The following is a 16608-nucleotide window of genomic DNA, read 5'->3' on the forward strand; positions in this document are numbered from 1 at the left end:
CGGCTCAGAGCGCGGAAGGGCCCTTCTCGCGCAGGGCCTGGTCGTACTGCTGGAGCACCCACAACTCGTTCTGCACGGCGGCCAGCTGGGCCGGGTCCCCTTGGGCGCTGGCGCGGGCGAGGGCGCCCTGGACGTCGCGGACCCGGCGCTCGACGGCGCGGCGGCGGACGGTGACCAGCTGCTCGCCCGCGTAGTGCTCGTCGACCGTCTTGCGCATGATGGCCTCGACGGCCAGCTCCGTGACCATGGCGCGGACCACGTCGTCCGGGGCGGCCTCGCGAACACGGACCAGGTACTCCTGCGGGTCCTGTGTGCCGTTCTCCGCGCCGCCCGCCTCGATGATCGTCTCGCGGACGGCCGCGTACGGCGGGGCGGTGAACTCGTCCACCCCGTACGCGTCGAAGGCCGGGGAGACCAGGTCGGGGCGCTGTAGGGCCAGTTTGAGGAGCTCGCGCTCGGTGGCGAACACCGGGTTGCGCAGGGTCAGGGCGGGGCCCGAGGAGGGCCGGGGACCGCTGTTCTCGTACTGCTGCGGTGGGCGGCCGGTGCTCGTCGGGGCGGGGCCCTTGCCGCCGCGGTCGCGGGCCCAGCGGGCGAGCTGGGCGACCCGCTTGACGACGAACTGCGTGTCGAGGATGCCGAGCATGCCCGCGAGCTGGACGGCCACCTCGTGCTGGGCGCCGGTGTTCTTGATACGGGCCACGACCGGCGCGGACTCGTCGAGCGCGGCGGCGCGGCCCGCGGGGGTCTCCAGGTCGTAGCGGGCGACGATCTGGCGCAGGGCGAACTCGAAGAGCGGTGTGCGCGGTTCGACCAGGTCGGCGACGGCCGCGTCGCCCTTGGCGAGGCGCAGCTCGCAGGGGTCCATGCCGTCCGGGGCGATCGCGATGTACGTCTCGGCGGCGAACTTCTGGTCGTCCTCGAAGGCGCGCAGGGCGGCCTTCTGACCGGCCGCGTCGCCGTCGAACGTGAAGATCACCCGCGCCGAGCCGTTGTCCATCAGGAGCCGGCGCAAAATCTTGATGTGGTCGCCGCCGAAGGCCGTGCCGCAGGTCGCGATGGCGGTGGTGATGCCGGCGAGATGGCAGGCCATGACGTCGGTGTAGCCCTCGACCACCACCGCCCGGCTGCTCTTGGCGATGTCCTTCTTGGCGAGGTCGATGCCGTACAGCACCTGGGACTTGCGGTAGATCGGCGTGTCCGGGGTGTTCAGGTACTTCGGGCCGTTGTCCGACTCGTACAGCTTGCGGGCGCCGAAGCCGACGACCTCGCCGCCGATGTCGCGGATCGGCCACATCAGGCGGCCGCGGAAGCGGTCGATGGGGCCGCGGCGGCCCTCCTGGGCGAGGCCGGAGAGCAGCAGCTCCTTGTCGGTGAAGCCCTTGCCGCGGAGGTGGCGGACGAGGTGGTCCCAGCCCTGGGGGCTGTAGCCGACGCCGAAGTGCGTGGCGGCCGACTGGTCGAAGCCGCGCTCGGCGAGGAACTTGCGGCCGGTGTCCGCCTCGGAGCCGTTGTCCAGCTGCTCGATGTAGTAGTGGGCGGCGGCCTTGTGGGCCTCGACCAGCCGGATGCGCTCGCCGCGCTGGTGGGAGGGGTTGTACCCGCCCTCCTCGTAGCGGAGGGTGATGCCCGCCTGGCCGGCGAGGCGCTCGACCGCCTCCGAGAAGGAGAGGTGGTCGACCTTCATCACGAACGTGATGGTGTCGCCGCCCTCCTGGCAGCCGAAGCAGTGGAAGAGCCCCTTGCTCGGGCTGACCTGGAAGGAGGGCGACTTCTCGTCGTGGAACGGGCACAGACCCTTGAGGTTTCCGCCGCCCGCGCTGCGCAGCTGGAGGTACTCGGACACCACGGCGTCGATCGGGACCCCGTCCCGAACAGCCTTCACGTCCTCGTCGTTGATCCTTCCAGCCACGCGCCGAGTCTACGGGGACGGTGTGACAGTCGAGTGCCGCCGTCGGTCACGGGACCAGACTGTCGAGCGCGACGTGCGGGTCCGCGAGTGCCTCCGTGTCCACCTGTGCCCCCGACCGGATCAGCTGTTGGATCGGTTCTGTGACGTCCCACACATTCACGTTCATCCCGGCCAGCACGCGGCCCTCCTTCACCCAGAAGGCGATGAACTCACGCTTGGCCGCGTCTCCCCGGATCACCACTTGGTCGTACGTCCCCGGGGGCGCCCAGCCCGAGTACTCGAGCCCCACGTCGTACTGGTCGGAGAAGAAATAGGGCACCCTGTCGTACGTCGTTTCGCGGCCCAGCATCGCCCGGGCCGCCGCCGGGCCGCCGTTGAGGGCGTTCGCCCAGTGCTCGACGCGCAGCCGGGTGCCGAACAGGGTGTGCGGGAAGGCGGCCACGTCACCGGCGGCGTAGATGTCCGGGTCGGAGGTGCGCAGCTGCTCGTCGACCGCGATACCGCCGCCGTGCGCACGGTCGGCGATCTCCAGGCCCGCCGCCTCGGCGAGCGCGGTGCGCGGTGCGGCGCCGATCGCGGCGAGGACGTCGTGCGCCGGGTGCTCCTCGCCGTCGTCGGTGCGGGCCGCCAGGACCATGCCGTCCTGGCCGGTGATCTCGGTGAGCCGGGCGCCGAAGTGGAAGCGGACGCCGTGCTCGCGGTGCAGTTCGGCGAAGAGCTCGCCGAGCTCGGGGCCGAGGACCGAGTGCAGCGGGGTCGCCTCGGGCTCGACGACGGTGACCTCGGCGCCGTACTCGCGGGCGGCCGCGGCGATCTCCAGCCCGATCCAGCCGGCGCCGGCGATGACCAGATGGCCGTTGTCCCGGCCGAGGGCGGCCAGGACGTGCTTGAGGCGCTCCGCGTGGGCGAGGCGCCGCAGGTGGTGGACTCCGGCGAGGTCGGTGCCCGGGATGTCCAGGCGGCGCGGTTCGGCGCCGGTGACGAGCAGCAGCTTGTCGTAGTGGACGAGCGTGCCGTCGTCGCCGAAGCGGACGGTCTTCGCGGTGCGGTCGATCGCGTCGACGGTCTGGCCGAGGTGCAGCTCGACGTCGTTGCGCGCGTACCAGGCGGGCTCGTGGACGAAGACGCTGTCGCGCTCCTCCTTGCCGAGCAGGTAGCCCTTGGACAGCGGAGGGCGTTCGTAGGGGTGGTCGCGCTCGTCGCAGATCAGTATCACGCGGCCGGTGAAGCCCTCCGCCCGGAGCGTCTCGGCCGCCTTGGCGCCGGACAGGCCTCCTCCGACGATGACGAATGTCTGATCTGCGTCGACCACTTGATGCCTCCTCGTACGGATGTCGCCACATGCGAGCGTCCCGCACGCAGCGTGATGGGGGAAGAGGGAGTGGCCCGATCAGGCCACGCAGGGTCACGCTTGTGGGGTCCCGGCGTCACACCTGCCCCCTGAACCTCGCGTGCAGTGATCGCGCGGCGGCGTCCGTCAGTGAACTGATCTGGTCGACGATCACCCGCTTGCGGGCGCGGTCGCCCGTCGCCCGGTCGAACAAGGCTCGAAACTGCGGGTCGAGACCGTCCGGCGCCCGCGCGGTGAGCGCCTCGGCCAGCTCGGCGACGACGATCCGCTGGTCCGCGCGGAGCCGCTCCTGCTCGGCGCGCTGCATGACGTACCGGTCGGCGACGGCCTTGAGCACCGCGCACTCCAGGCGCGCCGCGCGCGGGACGACCAGCTCGGCCTCGTAGCGCGTGAGCCGTCCCCTGCCGTACGTCGCGCGGGTGGCGCTCTCCGCGGCGAGGCAGAACCGGCCGATGAGCTGGCTCGTGGCGTCCTTCAGTCGGGCCTGGGCGACGGCCGAGCCGTCATAGCCGTGCGGCCACCACTCCTGGGCGAGGAGCCGGTCGAGTGCCTCGGCCAGCTCGGCGGGGTCGGTGTCCACGGGGACGTACCGCCCGACGGCGACCTGGAAGATCTCCTGCCGCTCGGGCTCCGCGTGCAGGCAGTTGGGGTCGATGTGGCCCGCGTGGAGGCCGTCCTCGACGTCGTGCACCGAGTACGCCACGTCGTCGGCCCAGTCCATGACCTGGGCCTCGAAGGTGGTGCGGGTGCCGGGGGCGCCCTTGCGGACCCATTCGAAGACGGGGAGGTCGTCCTCGTAGACCCCGAACTTCGGGGACCCGGGGTCGGTCGGGTGGGCGCCGCGCGGCCAGGGGTACTTGGTGGCGGCGTCGAGGGTGGCACGGGTGAGGTTCAGGCCGACGCTGACGAGGTCGCCGCTCTCCCGGCTCCGCACGAAGCGCTTGGGCTCGATGCGGGTCAGCAGTCTGAGCGACTGGGCGTTGCCCTCGAAGCCGCCGCAGTCCTCGGCGAACTCGTTCAGTGCCTGCTCTCCGTTGTGCCCGAAGGGCGGGTGGCCGAGGTCGTGGGAGAGACAGGCCGCCTCGACGAGGTCGGGGTCGCAGCCGAGGGCGGCCCCCAGCTCACGGCCGACCTGGGCGCACTCCAGGGAGTGGGTCAGGCGGGTGCGGGGGCTGGCGTCCCAGACCTGGCTGCGGGTGCCGGGTGTGACGACCTGCGTCTTGCCGGCGAGGCGGCGCAGGGCCGAGGAGTGCAGCACGCGGGCACGGTCGCGCTGGAAGGCGGTACGCCCCGGGCGTTTGTCGGGCTCCGCGGCCCAGCGGTCCACCGACGCGGGGTCGTAGCCGGGGAGTGGGACGTGGTGCTCGTGTGCCTGAGGGGTGGTGTCTGTGCTGGTGCCTTCCATGTCTTGACAGTAAGCGGAGCGGCAGACAATTGGGCGTGAGTGATGGCGCGCCTACACGTCCGCCGGGTGCGGTTGTGACGCGCGTGCGGGTGCGCTGTGGCTGGTCGCGCAGTTCCCCGCGCCCCTGAAAGCGCCGGCGCTGCCGTCGGGCGGGTCCCAGCGGGCCCGGTGAAGTCCGACGCGCTTCGGCCGCGCCCCGAAGGGACGCGGGGGACTGCGCGACCAGCCACGACGGACCCGCAGTCGAACACAGGGCCCCAGCGGAGCGTCTACGCCGAGGCCAGTACGGGTTCCGTGCTCAGTGACCTTGCGCATGCCTGGTCGTAGCGGTGCAGAACCAGGCGGGCCATCGCCGGGTGGGCGCCGAGCGGGGCCGCGGCGATCCAGGGGGCGGCCGCCGCGCACTCGGTGGAGAAGCGGCCGGGAGCGGTGAAGTACGAGGCGACGGCGACGCGGTGGCGGCCGCGGGCGGCGAGGGCGCGTACGGCGTCGGGGACGGTGGGCGCGGCGGCGGAGGCGTACGCGGGTACGACGGGGACGCCGAGCCGCTCGGCGAGAAGCGCCGCGGTGCGGCGGGTGTCGACGGCCGCGTCGGGGTCGCGGGAGCCTGCGGCGGCGAGCACGACCCCGCTCGCCCGGCGCTCCGCGTCGTCCAGGGGAGCCCGCCAGCCGGCTTCCGCGAGGCGCTCGTGGAGCGTCTCCACGAGCAGCGGGTGCGGGCCGAGCGGGCCGGCGGTCCGGGTGCGCGCCGACGAGGCGGCCGCCGCCTCGGGGATGTCCTGCTTGACGTGGTAGCCGCGGCTCAGCAGCAGCGGTACGAGGACCGCGTCGCCGGTGCCGAGGTCCGCGAGCGTGTCGGACAGCAGGGGCTCGTTCAGTTCGATGTGCCCGAGGTGCACGGGCAGACCGGGGCGCAGCTCGCGGACCCGGTCCATGAGGGTCCGGATGGTGCTCAGGGCGCGCGGGTCACGGCTGCCGTGGCCCACGAGGACGAGCGCGGGCGGGGCGGGGCGCCGGGTGCCGTCGAGGGACACGAGGGCGAGCCGACTGCCGAGCTGACTGCTGATCCGGTTCATGAGTTGCGCCGTACTGTCGAGGTGACCGCCATGGAGCGGCTGGCCGCCGGGGCGGGTCCTGGGCTCGTCGCGAAGAGGGTTCGACGCCGTCATGCACCGATGGTGCCGGTCGGAGGTTGCCACCCCGTTGCGCGGGAATGACGGGTGTTTTCCGGGGGTTCACGGTGGGGCACAGGGGGTCTGTGAGGTGTCGTGACCTGGGATTACGTCACTTCGAGTGAAGCTGGTCACGTGGTGCGGGGTGAACCGGACCACCGTGCCCGGCGTCCTTGAGGGTCAAGGCCACCCCCGGAGGGACCGTCCCATGCGTCGTCCGAAACTGCCGAAACCGCCGAAGCTGCCGAGACCGCGCCTGCCGCGCACGCGTACCGGACAGCGCCGGGCCGTGCAGGCCGTGATGGCAGGCTGTGTGCTCGCGCTGCTTCCGTCGACCTGGATGTTCACGGTCGCGGACGACCGGCTGCGGACGGCGGCGGACGTGCCGCGCACCGAGGTCGCGGTCGTCTTCGGGGCCGGACTGTGGCAGGGCGAGCCGTCCCCGTATCTGGCGCACCGGCTGGACGCGGCGGCCGGGCTGTACCGGTCCGGCCGTATCCAGGTGGTCCTGGTCACCGGCGACAACAGCCGCGAGGACTACGACGAGCCGGACGCCATGCGCACCTACCTCACGAAGCGGGGCGTGCCCGACGGGCGGATCGTCAGCGACTACGCCGGTTTCGACACCTGGGACTCCTGCGTGCGGGCCAAGAAGATCTTCGGCGTGGACGAGGCGGTACTGATCAGCCAGGGCTTCCACATCCGGCGCGCGGTCGCCCTGTGCCAGGAGGCGGGCGTCGAGTCGTACGGGGTCGGGGTGGACGCCGTGCACGACGCGACCTGGTACTACGGCGGGGCGCGCGAGGTGGTCGCGGCGGGGAAGGCGCTCCTGGACGCCGTGTTCGAGCCGGACCCGGTCTTCCTCGGCCCCCGGGAACCGGGCGTGGAGCGGGCGCTGGCGGCCGGCCGGTAGACGACGGCCCCGCCCCGAGGGTGCGCGGGGCCGCCCTCACGGCCGTCCGGGGTGCGCGGGGAGGTCCCCGTGCCTGCCGCGTAACGGGGTGCGTTCCACCGCGTAACACGTCCGACGCACGCTGAACGGTATGCAGACCTCCGTGACGCCCACCCACTGCCCGTACTGCGCACTGCAGTGCGGCATGAACCTGACGCCGGTGCCGGACGGCGGCGGCAGTGTGGTCGAGGTGACGGAACGCGCGGACTTCCCGGTGAACCGGGGCGCCCTGTGCGGCAAGGGCCGGACCGCGCCCGCGCTGCTCTCGCCCGCGGTGCGGCTGACCTCGCCCCTGGTCCGCAGGGCGGGCGTGCTGGAGCCGGCGGGCTGGGACGAGGCGCTCGACCGGATCGCCGAAGGGCTGTCCCGCACGCGTACGGAGCATGGCCCGGACGCGTGCGGGGTCTTCGGCGGGGGCGGGCTGACCAACGAGAAGGCGTACACGCTCGGCAAATTCGCCCGGGTCGCGCTCGGCACCTCACAGATCGACTACAACGGTCGCTTCTGCATGTCGTCCGCGGCGGCGGGCGGCATCAAGGCCTTCGGCCTGGACCGCGGTCTGCCCTTCCCCCTGGAGGACATCCCGAGGACGGGCTGCGTGATCCTCGTCGGCTCCAACCTCGTCGAGACCATGCCGCCCGCCCTCCGCTATCTCACCGAACTCCGGGAGAACGGCGGAAAGCTGATCGTCGTCGACCCGCGCCGCACGCGCACGGCCGAGCAGGCGGACCTGCACCTGGCGCCGCGCCCCGGCACCGATCTCGCCCTGGCCCTCGGGCTGTTGCACCTGGTGGTGGCGGAAGGGCGTACGGACGAGGCGTACATCCAGGAGCGGACGAGCGGCTGGGAGGAGGCGCGGGCCGCGGCGATGGCGCACTGGCCGGAGTACGTGGAACGGATCACGGGGGTGTCCGTTCCCCAACTCCGGGAGACCGTGCGGCTGTTCTGCGAGCCGGAGTCGGCGATGGTGCTCACCGCGCGCGGCCCCGAGCAGCAGTCCAAGGGCACGGACACCGTCGGGGCGTGGATCAACCTCTGTCTGGCGACCGGGCGTGCGGGGCGGCCCTTCTCGGGGTACGGCTGTCTCACCGGACAGGGCAACGGGCAGGGCGGGCGGGAACACGGCCAGAAGGCCGACCAGTTGCCCGGATACCGCAAGCTCGACGATCCCGCAGCCCGGCGTCACGTCGCCGAGGTCTGGGGCGTCGACCCCGATTCGCTGCCGAGGCCCGGCCGCAGCGCGTACGAGCTGCTCGACGCCATGGGCACGGACATCCGCGCGCTGCTGCTGATGGCCTCGAACCCGGTGGTGTCCGCGCCCCGGGCCGCCCACATCGAGGAGCGTCTGCGTTCGCTCGACTTCCTGGCCGTCGCCGACGTGGTGCTGTCCGAGACGGCGGAGCTCGCGGACGTCGTCCTCCCCGTCACCCAGTGGGCCGAGGAGACGGGCACGACGACCAACCTGGAGGGCCGTGTGCTGCTGCGCAGGCAGGCGATCACGCCTCCGGACGGCATCCGCAGCGATCTGCACGTGATGCACGAACTGGCGGCGCGCCTGGGCGTGGAGAAGGGCTTCCCCACGGATCCGGAAGAGGTCTTCGAGGAGCTGCGCCGGGCCAGCGCGGGCGGGCCCGCCGACTACTCGGGCATCACGTATCGCCGCCTCGCGGAGGAGAACGGGGTGTTCTGGCCGTGCCCGCTGGAGCCGGACGGCTCCGCCGCGCAGGAAGCGGAGCGAGCGGGAGAAGCGGGCGAGGGGGGCACGCCGGGCGCTGTCGCGACCGGCCGCCCGGCGGGCGGCGCTGCTTCCGGCGGCCGGTCGGCCACCGGGACGGACGGCGTGGCCGACGTGGTGGCCGGTGCGGGACCCGCCGGGACCGACACGGGGCCCACCGGTTCCGGGGCCGCTCCCGCGGGTGCGCACCCCGGTACGCCGCGTCTCTTCCTCGACCGCTTCGCGACCCCTGACGGCCGCGCCCGTTTCGTCGCCGTGAGCCATCGGCCGCTGGCGGAGGAACCCGACGACGAGTACCCGGTGCTGCTCACCACGGGGCGGGTGGTCTCCCAGTACCAGTCGGGTGCCCAGACCCGCCGCGTCGACGAGCTGAACGCCGCCGCGCCCGGCCCCTTCGTGGAGCTGCATCCCCGGCTGGCCGAGCGGCTGGGGGCGGTGGAGGGGGAGCCGCTGGCTGTCGTGTCCCGGCGGGGGCGGGCGGTCGCGCCCGCGCGGATCACCACCTCGATCCGGCCCGACACCGTGTTCATGCCGTTCCACTGGCCGGGCGCGGGGCGCGCCAACACGCTGACCAATCCGGCCCTCGACCCCACCTCGCGGATGCCGGAGTTCAAGGCCTGCGCGGTGCGGCTGGAGCGGGTGGAGCAGGACGAGCGGGCCGAGCCGGCCGCGCCCGAGCGGACGGGATGAGGTGGGGCGGACGCGGCGGGCCGTCGTGGCCTGACCGGACGCTGCGGGCCGTAGTTGGCTGACCGCACGCCCCACGGCCCCACGCCCTGCCGGCAGCGCCCGCACCCCCTCTCGCGGCCTCTCACCGCCCCGCGTCCCTTCGCGGCGCCCTCACCTGGCCCGCCAGTCGCCCCCCTCGATGAGCTTGCCGCCCGCCCGCAGCCCCGCCGCCACAGCGGGCGCCGCCACGTACACCCAGGCCCACGCCCGCGTCCCGTCCGCGCGGGTCACCTCTCTGGCCACGCGCTCGTAGAGGTTGGCGGGGTCGCCCGGCGCGTACTCCTCCAACCGGTCGAGGGCGCCCAGGAGTTGGGCGTACAGACGGGGCTCGGCGGTGACGAGTTCCCCGCACACCACACCGGCGGGCTCCTCGACCGCGTACGGGTAGCCGGGCCCCTCGTACAGCACCGCACCCGTGAGCCGTGCCGGGGCCTCGGAGAGCGTGCGGCCCCGCAGGAAGACGTCGTGGTTCTCCTCGCCGGGAAGCAGGGTCCCGTAGACGAAGAAGGGCAGCCGGCTCATCCGACGGTCTCCTCCCGGAGGTTCGCGGGGCGTTCCCAATCCTTTGCAGAAACGATTCTCACCCCTCACACGCCCCCCGGTGATCAGCTATGGACATGACACCGTCCGGCCGCCTAGAACTGAGCGGACATCCGCGTCCCCCCACCCCCCACACTCCCCCCACCACGCGTTTCGCGTGCCTTCGCAAGGAGTTCGATGAGTCGGACACGGCACATCCGAGGCTCACGCCTCGCCACCGTCGGCATATCCGCGGCGGCCACCACCTTGTTGGCGGGCGCACTGTCCCCCGGCGCGGGAGCGGCCGACGAGCCGGTCCGGGACACCGTACTGGGCGAAGCGGCGGCGGTGATCGCCGACCAGGCCGCGCGCCTGGGCCTCACCTCCGCGCAGGGGACGAAGGCCCGCGACGTGATCGTCGACGCGGACGGCACGAAGCACGTGCGGTACGACCGGACGTACCGTCAGCTCCCGGTCCTGGGCGGCGACTTCGTGGTCCACCTGACCTCCGGCGGTGACTACCGCGGTGCCGACCGGGCCACCACGCGTCCGCTCTCCCTCACGAGCGTCGAACCGTCGGTGCCCGCCCCGAAGGCCGCCGATCTCGCCGCCGCGGCCCTGCGTCTCGCGAACGTCGGTGAGACGCTCCGCGGGATATCCGCCAAGCCCCGGCTGGTCGTCGACGCACTGCACGGAAAGCCCCGGCTGGCCTGGCGCACCGAGGCCGCCGGCAAGGACTCGCTGGGCAACCCGATGGCCCGGGTCGTCCTCACGGACGCCGTCACCGGCGCCGAGATCGACGCCTGGGACAGCCTCGAGACGGCGACCGGCGACGGACGGTCCCTCTACGGCGGCAAGGTCCCGCTGCGGACGACCCGGTCCGGTTCGACGTACCAACTGTCCGACCCCACCAGGGGAAACACCTACACGGGCGACACCGGGAACAAGACCGACTCCTGCATCCTGGTGCTCTGTTACAAGCGTGCCGCCGCGCCCGTCCTCACGGACGCCGACAACCACTGGGGAACCGGGGCCGCTTCCGACCGTGCCTCGGCGGCGGTCGACGCGCAGTACGGCACCGACACCACCTGGGACTACTACAAGAACGTCCACGGTCGCAGCGGTATCGCGGGCGACGGCAAGGGCTCGTTCAACCGCGTGCACTACGGCAGCGCCTACAACAACGCCTTCTGGGACGACGGCTGCTTCTGCATGACGTACGGCGACGGTGACGGGACGACGTTCGGACCGCTGGTGTCCCTGGACGTGACCGGCCACGAGATGTCCCACGGCGTGACCTCGAAGACGGCGGCCCTGACGTACTCCGGCGAGCCCGGCGGCCTGAACGAGGCGACCTCCGACATCTTCGGCGCCCTGGTGGAGTTCTACGCGAAGAACCCCGCCGATCCCGGCGACTGGCTGATCGGCGAGAAGATCGTGAAGTCCGGCTTCGGCCGCTCCGCCCTGCGCTACATGGACCGGCCCTCCAAGGACGGCAGCTCCGCGGACTGCTGGACCTCCAAGGTCGGCGACCTCGACGTCCACTACTCCTCGGGCGTCGCCAACCACTTCGCGTACCTCCTCGCCGAGGGCAGCGGGCCAAAGACCATCGGCGGCGTCGCCCACAACGGCACGACCTGCGACGGGACGAAGGTGACGGGCATCGGCAGGGCCAAGCTGGGCGCGATCTGGTACCGGGCGCTGACGGTCCACATGACCTCGTCGACGAAGTACGCGGGCGCGCGCACGGCCACGCTGAGCGCGGCGAAGGACCTGTACGGGGCCGAAAGCATCGAGTACGCGGCGGTGGGCGCGGCCTGGTCCGCGGTGTCCGTGAACTGAGGCCGCCCGACGGCGAGGGCGGGGGCACGCTGCCGGAAACCGCGTTGCCCCTGCCCGTGTCGGCCACTAAAGTCCGTCAGGTGACTGCCGGGTCGGCCTTGGGCCATACACGAACGGGTCGCCCGGCCTCGGCGTGAGGCCGAGGCGGGCGAGAGGCCCGCCCCCTTCTCCGTGTTGTGTGACAGGCGCCCGTCCGTGGCGCCTTGCCCCAGCAGGCCCCGCAGACCCGGAGACAGATCACCCATGCCGTACGACCAGCAGCACCCGAACCCCGCCGAACCTCCCACGACCACGGTCCAGTTGAACCACATCGCCGTCTACGCGACGGACCGGCTCCTGTCGGCGGAGTTCCTCGCCGCGATCCTGGAGCTGAAGGTGGGCGCTCCCTTCGGCCCCTTCCTGCCCATCGACCTCGGCAACGGCGTCACCCTCGACTTCTACGAGTTCAGGGACGGGCCGGTCCAGCCCCAGCACTACGCGTTCCTCGTGCCCGAGGCCCGGTTCGACGCCATGGTGGCCCGCCTGGAGGCGGTCGGGGTCACGTACTACGCGGACCCGAGTCACACCCAACCAGGGCGGACCAACGACCTGTTCGGCGGCCGGGGCGCCTACTTCGACGACCCGGACGGCCACAACATGGAGATCATGACCCGTCCCTACGCCCGCCCCTGACCACTGGAGAACCATGCCGTCCGGCCCGAACCCGAAGATGCATCCCGACGAACTCGACATCGACGAGGCGCTCGTCGGGCGGCTGGTCGCGGAGCAGTTCCCCGAGTGGGCCGGGCTGCCGGTGAAGCAGGTGGTGTCCGCCGGGACGGAGAACGCCATGTACCGGCTCGGCGACGACATGGTCGTACGGCTGCCGCGGCTGCCCCGCGGGGCGCGGGAGGTGGACAAGGAACAGCGGTGGCTGCCACGGCTCGCTCCACACCTCCCGCTCGCCGTGCCCGTGCCGCTCGCGAAGGGGGCACCCGGACAGGGGTACGCGCTGCCGTGGGGCGTGTTCCGCTGGCTGGACGGCGACACCGTCCACGACGCGCCCCTCGGCGGCCGGGCCGCTCTCGCGGACGCGGCGGTCGCGCTGGGCCGTTTCGTCGCGGCACTGCGGAAGGCCGACGCGGCCGGCGGGCCCCCGTCGTGGCGCGGCGGTCCGCTCACCGACGACGACGAGATGCGCGCGGCGATCCGCGACCTGAGCGCGGACGGCACGGTGGACGGGGACACCGTGGCCGCCGTCTGGGAGGACGCCCTGCGGCTTCCGCAGTGGGCCGGCGACCCCGTCTGGCTGCACGGCGACCTCCTGCCGGGCAATCTGCTGGCCAAGGAGGGCCGGCTCAGCGCGGTCATCGACTTCGGGGGCCTCGGTACCGGCGACCCCGCGGCCGACGTGCTCGCCGGCTGGGCCGTGTTCACCGCCGGGACCCGGCCCCTGTTCCGTGAGGCGGCCGAGGTCGACGACGCGACCTGGGCCCGCGGGCGGGGCTGGGCCCTGCACTTCGGTCTGGTGGCGGATCACCACTACCGGGTCACCAATCCCGTACTCGCGGCGGTGGGACGGCGGGCGGTGGCCGAGGTCCTCACCGACCAGGGGGCCGGAGCCTGAGTCCGGGCCGAGCCGCCGCCCGGCCCCCATCAACTCCCGTACGGGCGCACCGCCTTGGCCTCCTTCAGGACCGATCCCCACCATGCCAGCTGGTCCAGCATCACCTTCGCGGCGGCGTTCGGCGCCGCGGGGTCCGTGTGGCGGCCCCGGTCGTCGAAGGACGCGCCCGCGTTGTGGAAGGACACCGTGTCGCGGACCGTGACGGCGTGCAGCTCGGCGAAGACCTGGCGGAGCTGCTCGACGGCGCGCAGGCCGCCCGAGACACCGCCGTACGAGACGAAGCCGACGGGCTTGGCGCGCCACTCCTCGTAGTGCCAGTCGATGAGGGACTTCAGCGAGGCGGGGAAGGAATGGTTGTACTCGGGGGTCAGGACGACGAAGGCGTCCGCCTCGGCCAGCCTGGGGGTTACCTTCGCCAGCTCCGCGGCCACCTCGGGGGACGGGGAGTAGGACAGGGCCGTCGGCAGGCGCAGGTCGGCGGTGTCGACGACGTCGACCGAGAGGTCGGCCCGGTCGAGGAAGCGGCCCAGCAGCCAGTCCGCGACCACGGGGCCGAAGCGGCCCTCCCGGTTGCTGCCGACGATGACGGCGACCTTGAGGGGCGCGGGGTGCTGGACGGGAGGGGCGACGGATACGTCCGTGGTGGGGTTCATGGGTCCAGCCTCATACCTCGACCAAAGTTGAGGTCAAGCGCGCGTCGCGGCGAGCCGGTCACCCGTTCACACGCGCTGTCCGCTCCCTTCGGGTTCTTTTTGCCCACGCGCCGACGACACGCCGGTGACCAGCCGAAACACCGCGGGCTGCGACACGGGGCTCCCTCGTCTGACACCCGTTCACATCGTTTCTGACATGCCATCAGGAGGCGTGGCGCCTCGACTGCCACTTACCTCGGTAAGGCAGGGGCGTGACCGACGCAGCGGCACTCGGAGGTGCCGCGGGCCGTGCCCCCTCGGAGGAGCGAGCACGATGCGCACAGCCCGTCTGCTGACCGGTACCGCGCTCGCCGTCGCCGCGGCGGGCCTCGGTGCGGCGCCCGCTCACGGCGTCGGCGCGGGGTCCATCGAGTTGTACCCGGCCACGGTCGCGCCCGGCGCCGAGGTCACGGTGAACACGGCGGCGTGCGGGGCGAGCGACGCGGTGTCGGGTGACGCCGGGGCCGTCGGCGCGGGTGCCTTCACGCTGATTCCCAGCGCGCACGAGGGTGACGCGGTCGGGCAGTTCACCGTGCCGCCGTCCGCCCAGCCGGGCACGTACGAGATCGTCGCGCGCTGTTCGAGCGGCTTGCGGATGACGAGCGACCTGGTGGTCACCCTCACGTCCACCGAGGAGCGCGGGCAGCAGGTCCACCCGCGAGGAAGTGTGAAGACGGGGGTCGGCGGCGCACTCGGCCCCGACCCCGTGCAGACCGCGGCGGGAGTGGCGGCCCTGGCCGTCGCCGCCGCGGGCGGTACCTGGCTCCTGCATCGCCGGGCGAGAGGCGACGGGATCTGACGGACACCCTCCGCTGTCCACCGGTACCGCCGTCCCCTCCCTCTCCGGGCCCGACGCCCCTCGCGGCCCGGAGGGGGACGCGGGACCCACAGAGCCGATCCGGCCGGTCCGGGAGCCGCGGGAGCCCCGGGAGCCGGGCGCTCCGCGAGCACCGGAACGCCGCGCGAACCAAGCCCCCCATAACCCGCAGAACCTCCAGAACCTCCAGAACGCCCGGAGCAACATCCCGGGACACCCGGAGCACCGAGAAGTCCGTGAACGAACGACCCGAGAGAGGAGGGCCGGCGTGCGCCCGTTCAGCACCGTCTCCATAGCCGCCGTCACCCTCGTCGCCCTCCTGTGCGGGGCCCTGCTGCTGCACCGCGGCGCGCAGACGCAGGCGCCGCCCCAGCCGTCGCCCGCGCAGGCCCGCGCGGGCGCCCATGTGGACCGGCCCGCGGCCGCCGCGCTGCCGTCCTCGCCGCCCGAGCGGATCCGCATCCCCTCCATCGGGGTGGACGCCCCCGTGATGGGCCTGGGCCTCTCCCCGCGGGGCAGCCTCGACGTGCCGCCCGCCGCCAGGAAGAACCTCGCCGGCTGGTACGAGGCCGGTACCGCACCCGGCGCGAGGGGCACCGCGATCGTCGCCGGCCATGTCGACAACACCGAGGGCCCCGCCGTCTTCTTCCGCCTCGGCGCCCTGGAGAAGGGCAGCACCATCGAGGTCCGGCGCCGGGACGGCAGGGTCGCCCTCTTCTCCGTCGACGCGGTCGAGGTGTACGACGCCCGCGCCTTCCCCGACGAGAAGGTCTACGGGGCCGCGCGGCGCCCGGAGCTGCGCGTGATCACCTGCGGGGGCGGCTACTCCCCTGCCACCGGCTACCGGGGCAACGTGGTCGTCTTCGCGCACCTCACCGGCAGCCGCTAGACACGGCGGCGACCGTCAGAGCCAGAAGTCGTACGCGAGCTTCGCCACCAGCGCGAACACCACCGTCAGCAGCACGCCCCGTACGAACCCGCTGCCCTTCTTGAGCGCGGTGTGCGCTCCGACCGTTCCGCCGACGAGGTTGAAGACGGCCATCAGGGCGGCCAGCTGCCAGTACACCGTGCCCTGCCAGGCGAACATCGCGAGCGCTCCCGCGTTGGTGCAGCAGTTGACGATCTTCGCGGTGGCGGAGGCGGTCACCAGGTCGAGGTGGAGCAGCGCGGTCAGGGCGAGCACCAGGAACGTACCGGTGCCGGGCCCGACGAGCCCGTCGTAGAAGCCGATGCCGAGGCCCGCGAGCCCGATCGCGGCGAGGACGCGGCGCGGTGTGACGGGCTCGGTCGAGGGGGCCGTGCCGAAGGCGGGCCGCATGATCACGAAGGTGCCGACGCCGAGCAGGACGACCATGACCACCGGTTTCAGCACGTCGGTGCTCATCCCGGCGGCGACGAACGCCCCGCCCGTGGACCCGGCGAGCGCCGCCAGACCGATCCGTACCGCCGTGCGGACGTCCACGGGCGCCCTGCGCGCGTACGTCACCGCCGCGCCCGTCGTCCCGACGATCGCCACGGCCTTGTTGGTGCCGAGCGCGTACTGGGCCGCCGATCCCGAGTTGGGCAGCCCGAGCAGCAGCATCGGCAGGAGGAGCAGTCCGCCGCCGCCCACGACCGCGTCGATCCATCCGGCCGCGAGCGCGGCGAGGCACAGGACGACGACCATGGTCAGGGATATGTCGGGCATGATCGCGACTCTATGGACGAGGTAGATGTGCCGTCCATGAATCCTGGGAAGCTTGAGAGTCTTCTGAGCTTCCGGGCGGTGTCCATGCTCGCTCCCTGTGTGTACGCGGGTGCGCGGGGGCCGGGTCCGGGTGTTCCGTGGCGGCGCGGACCGCCTCGCGGGTGGCCCGGCACCGCAGAGTTTCCGCGT

The 16608-nt window shown here is 72.8% G+C and carries 14 protein-coding genes; 7 read left to right on the forward strand and 7 right to left on the reverse strand.

Annotation, left to right across the window (positions count from 1 at the left end; genetic code table 11):
• Positions 1 to 4: 4 nt before the first annotated feature.
• From dnaG to KUF83_RS11000, 4 genes are all read right to left on the reverse strand, one after another.
• Positions 5 to 1912, reverse strand: a complete 1908-nt coding sequence (gene dnaG / locus KUF83_RS10985; RefSeq protein WP_217454426.1) for a DNA primase — start codon at positions 1910 to 1912, stop codon at positions 5 to 7.
• A gap of 46 nt (positions 1913 to 1958) precedes the next feature.
• Positions 1959 to 3224, reverse strand: a complete 1266-nt coding sequence (locus KUF83_RS10990; RefSeq protein WP_217454427.1) for an FAD-dependent oxidoreductase — start codon at positions 3222 to 3224, stop codon at positions 1959 to 1961.
• Positions 3225 to 3339: 115 nt separating this feature from the next.
• Positions 3340 to 4668, reverse strand: coding sequence for a deoxyguanosinetriphosphate triphosphohydrolase (locus KUF83_RS10995; protein ID WP_217454428.1), 1329 nt, complete (start codon positions 4666 to 4668; stop codon positions 3340 to 3342).
• A gap of 269 nt (positions 4669 to 4937) precedes the next feature.
• A complete protein-coding gene (locus tag KUF83_RS11000; protein WP_217454429.1) occupies positions 4938 to 5837 on the reverse strand; it encodes a sirohydrochlorin chelatase in 900 nt (299 codons plus the stop codon).
• Positions 5838 to 6048: 211 nt separating this feature from the next.
• On the opposite strand from KUF83_RS11000, the gene KUF83_RS11005 reads away from it, so the two are divergent.
• A complete protein-coding gene (locus KUF83_RS11005) occupies positions 6049 to 6753 on the forward strand; it encodes a vancomycin high temperature exclusion protein (RefSeq protein ID WP_217454430.1) in 705 nt (234 codons plus the stop codon).
• 130 nt (positions 6754 to 6883) lie between these two features.
• Complete coding sequence (locus KUF83_RS11010; protein ID WP_217454431.1) at positions 6884 to 9217, forward strand: molybdopterin oxidoreductase family protein; 2334 nt, start codon at positions 6884 to 6886, stop codon at positions 9215 to 9217.
• Positions 9218 to 9367: 150 nt separating this feature from the next.
• On the opposite strand, the gene KUF83_RS11015 is transcribed toward KUF83_RS11010, so the two are convergent.
• Positions 9368 to 9778 (reverse strand): gamma-glutamylcyclotransferase family protein, encoded by a 411-nt coding sequence (locus KUF83_RS11015; protein ID WP_217454432.1) that lies wholly within the window; start codon positions 9776 to 9778, stop codon positions 9368 to 9370.
• Between the two features lie 195 nt (positions 9779 to 9973).
• On the opposite strand from KUF83_RS11015, the gene KUF83_RS11020 reads away from it, so the two are divergent.
• The 3 genes from KUF83_RS11020 (at position 9974) to KUF83_RS11030 (ending at position 13223) form a co-directional block, all read left to right on the forward strand.
• Entirely contained in the window at positions 9974 to 11617 is a 1644-nt protein-coding gene (locus KUF83_RS11020; protein WP_217454433.1) for a M4 family metallopeptidase, read from the forward strand.
• Positions 11618 to 11860: 243 nt separating this feature from the next.
• Complete coding sequence (locus KUF83_RS11025) at positions 11861 to 12289, forward strand: VOC family protein (RefSeq protein WP_217454434.1); 429 nt, start codon at positions 11861 to 11863, stop codon at positions 12287 to 12289.
• 13 nt (positions 12290 to 12302) lie between these two features.
• Positions 12303 to 13223, forward strand: coding sequence for an aminoglycoside phosphotransferase family protein (locus KUF83_RS11030; RefSeq protein ID WP_217454435.1), 921 nt, complete (start codon positions 12303 to 12305; stop codon positions 13221 to 13223).
• 29 nt (positions 13224 to 13252) lie between these two features.
• On the opposite strand, the gene KUF83_RS11035 is transcribed toward KUF83_RS11030, so the two are convergent.
• A complete protein-coding gene (locus tag KUF83_RS11035; protein ID WP_217454436.1) occupies positions 13253 to 13876 on the reverse strand; it encodes an NADPH-dependent FMN reductase in 624 nt (207 codons plus the stop codon).
• A gap of 313 nt (positions 13877 to 14189) precedes the next feature.
• Between KUF83_RS11035 and KUF83_RS11040 the strand changes: the two genes are divergently transcribed.
• Together KUF83_RS11040 and KUF83_RS11045 are read left to right on the forward strand one after the other, a co-directional pair.
• Entirely contained in the window at positions 14190 to 14714 is a 525-nt protein-coding gene (locus KUF83_RS11040; protein WP_217454437.1) for a hypothetical protein, read from the forward strand.
• A 286-nt stretch (positions 14715 to 15000) separates the two neighbouring features.
• Positions 15001 to 15621 (forward strand): class F sortase, encoded by a 621-nt coding sequence (locus tag KUF83_RS11045; RefSeq protein WP_217454438.1) that lies wholly within the window; start codon positions 15001 to 15003, stop codon positions 15619 to 15621.
• A gap of 15 nt (positions 15622 to 15636) precedes the next feature.
• Here the strand turns inward: KUF83_RS11045 and KUF83_RS11050 are convergent, their stop codons facing one another.
• Complete coding sequence (locus KUF83_RS11050) at positions 15637 to 16419, reverse strand: TSUP family transporter (RefSeq protein ID WP_217454439.1); 783 nt, start codon at positions 16417 to 16419, stop codon at positions 15637 to 15639.
• Positions 16420 to 16608: the final 189 nt, after the last annotated feature.

Source organism: Streptomyces sp. BV286 (genome assembly GCF_019090165.1).
Lineage (GTDB): Bacteria > Actinomycetota > Actinomycetes > Streptomycetales > Streptomycetaceae > Streptomyces.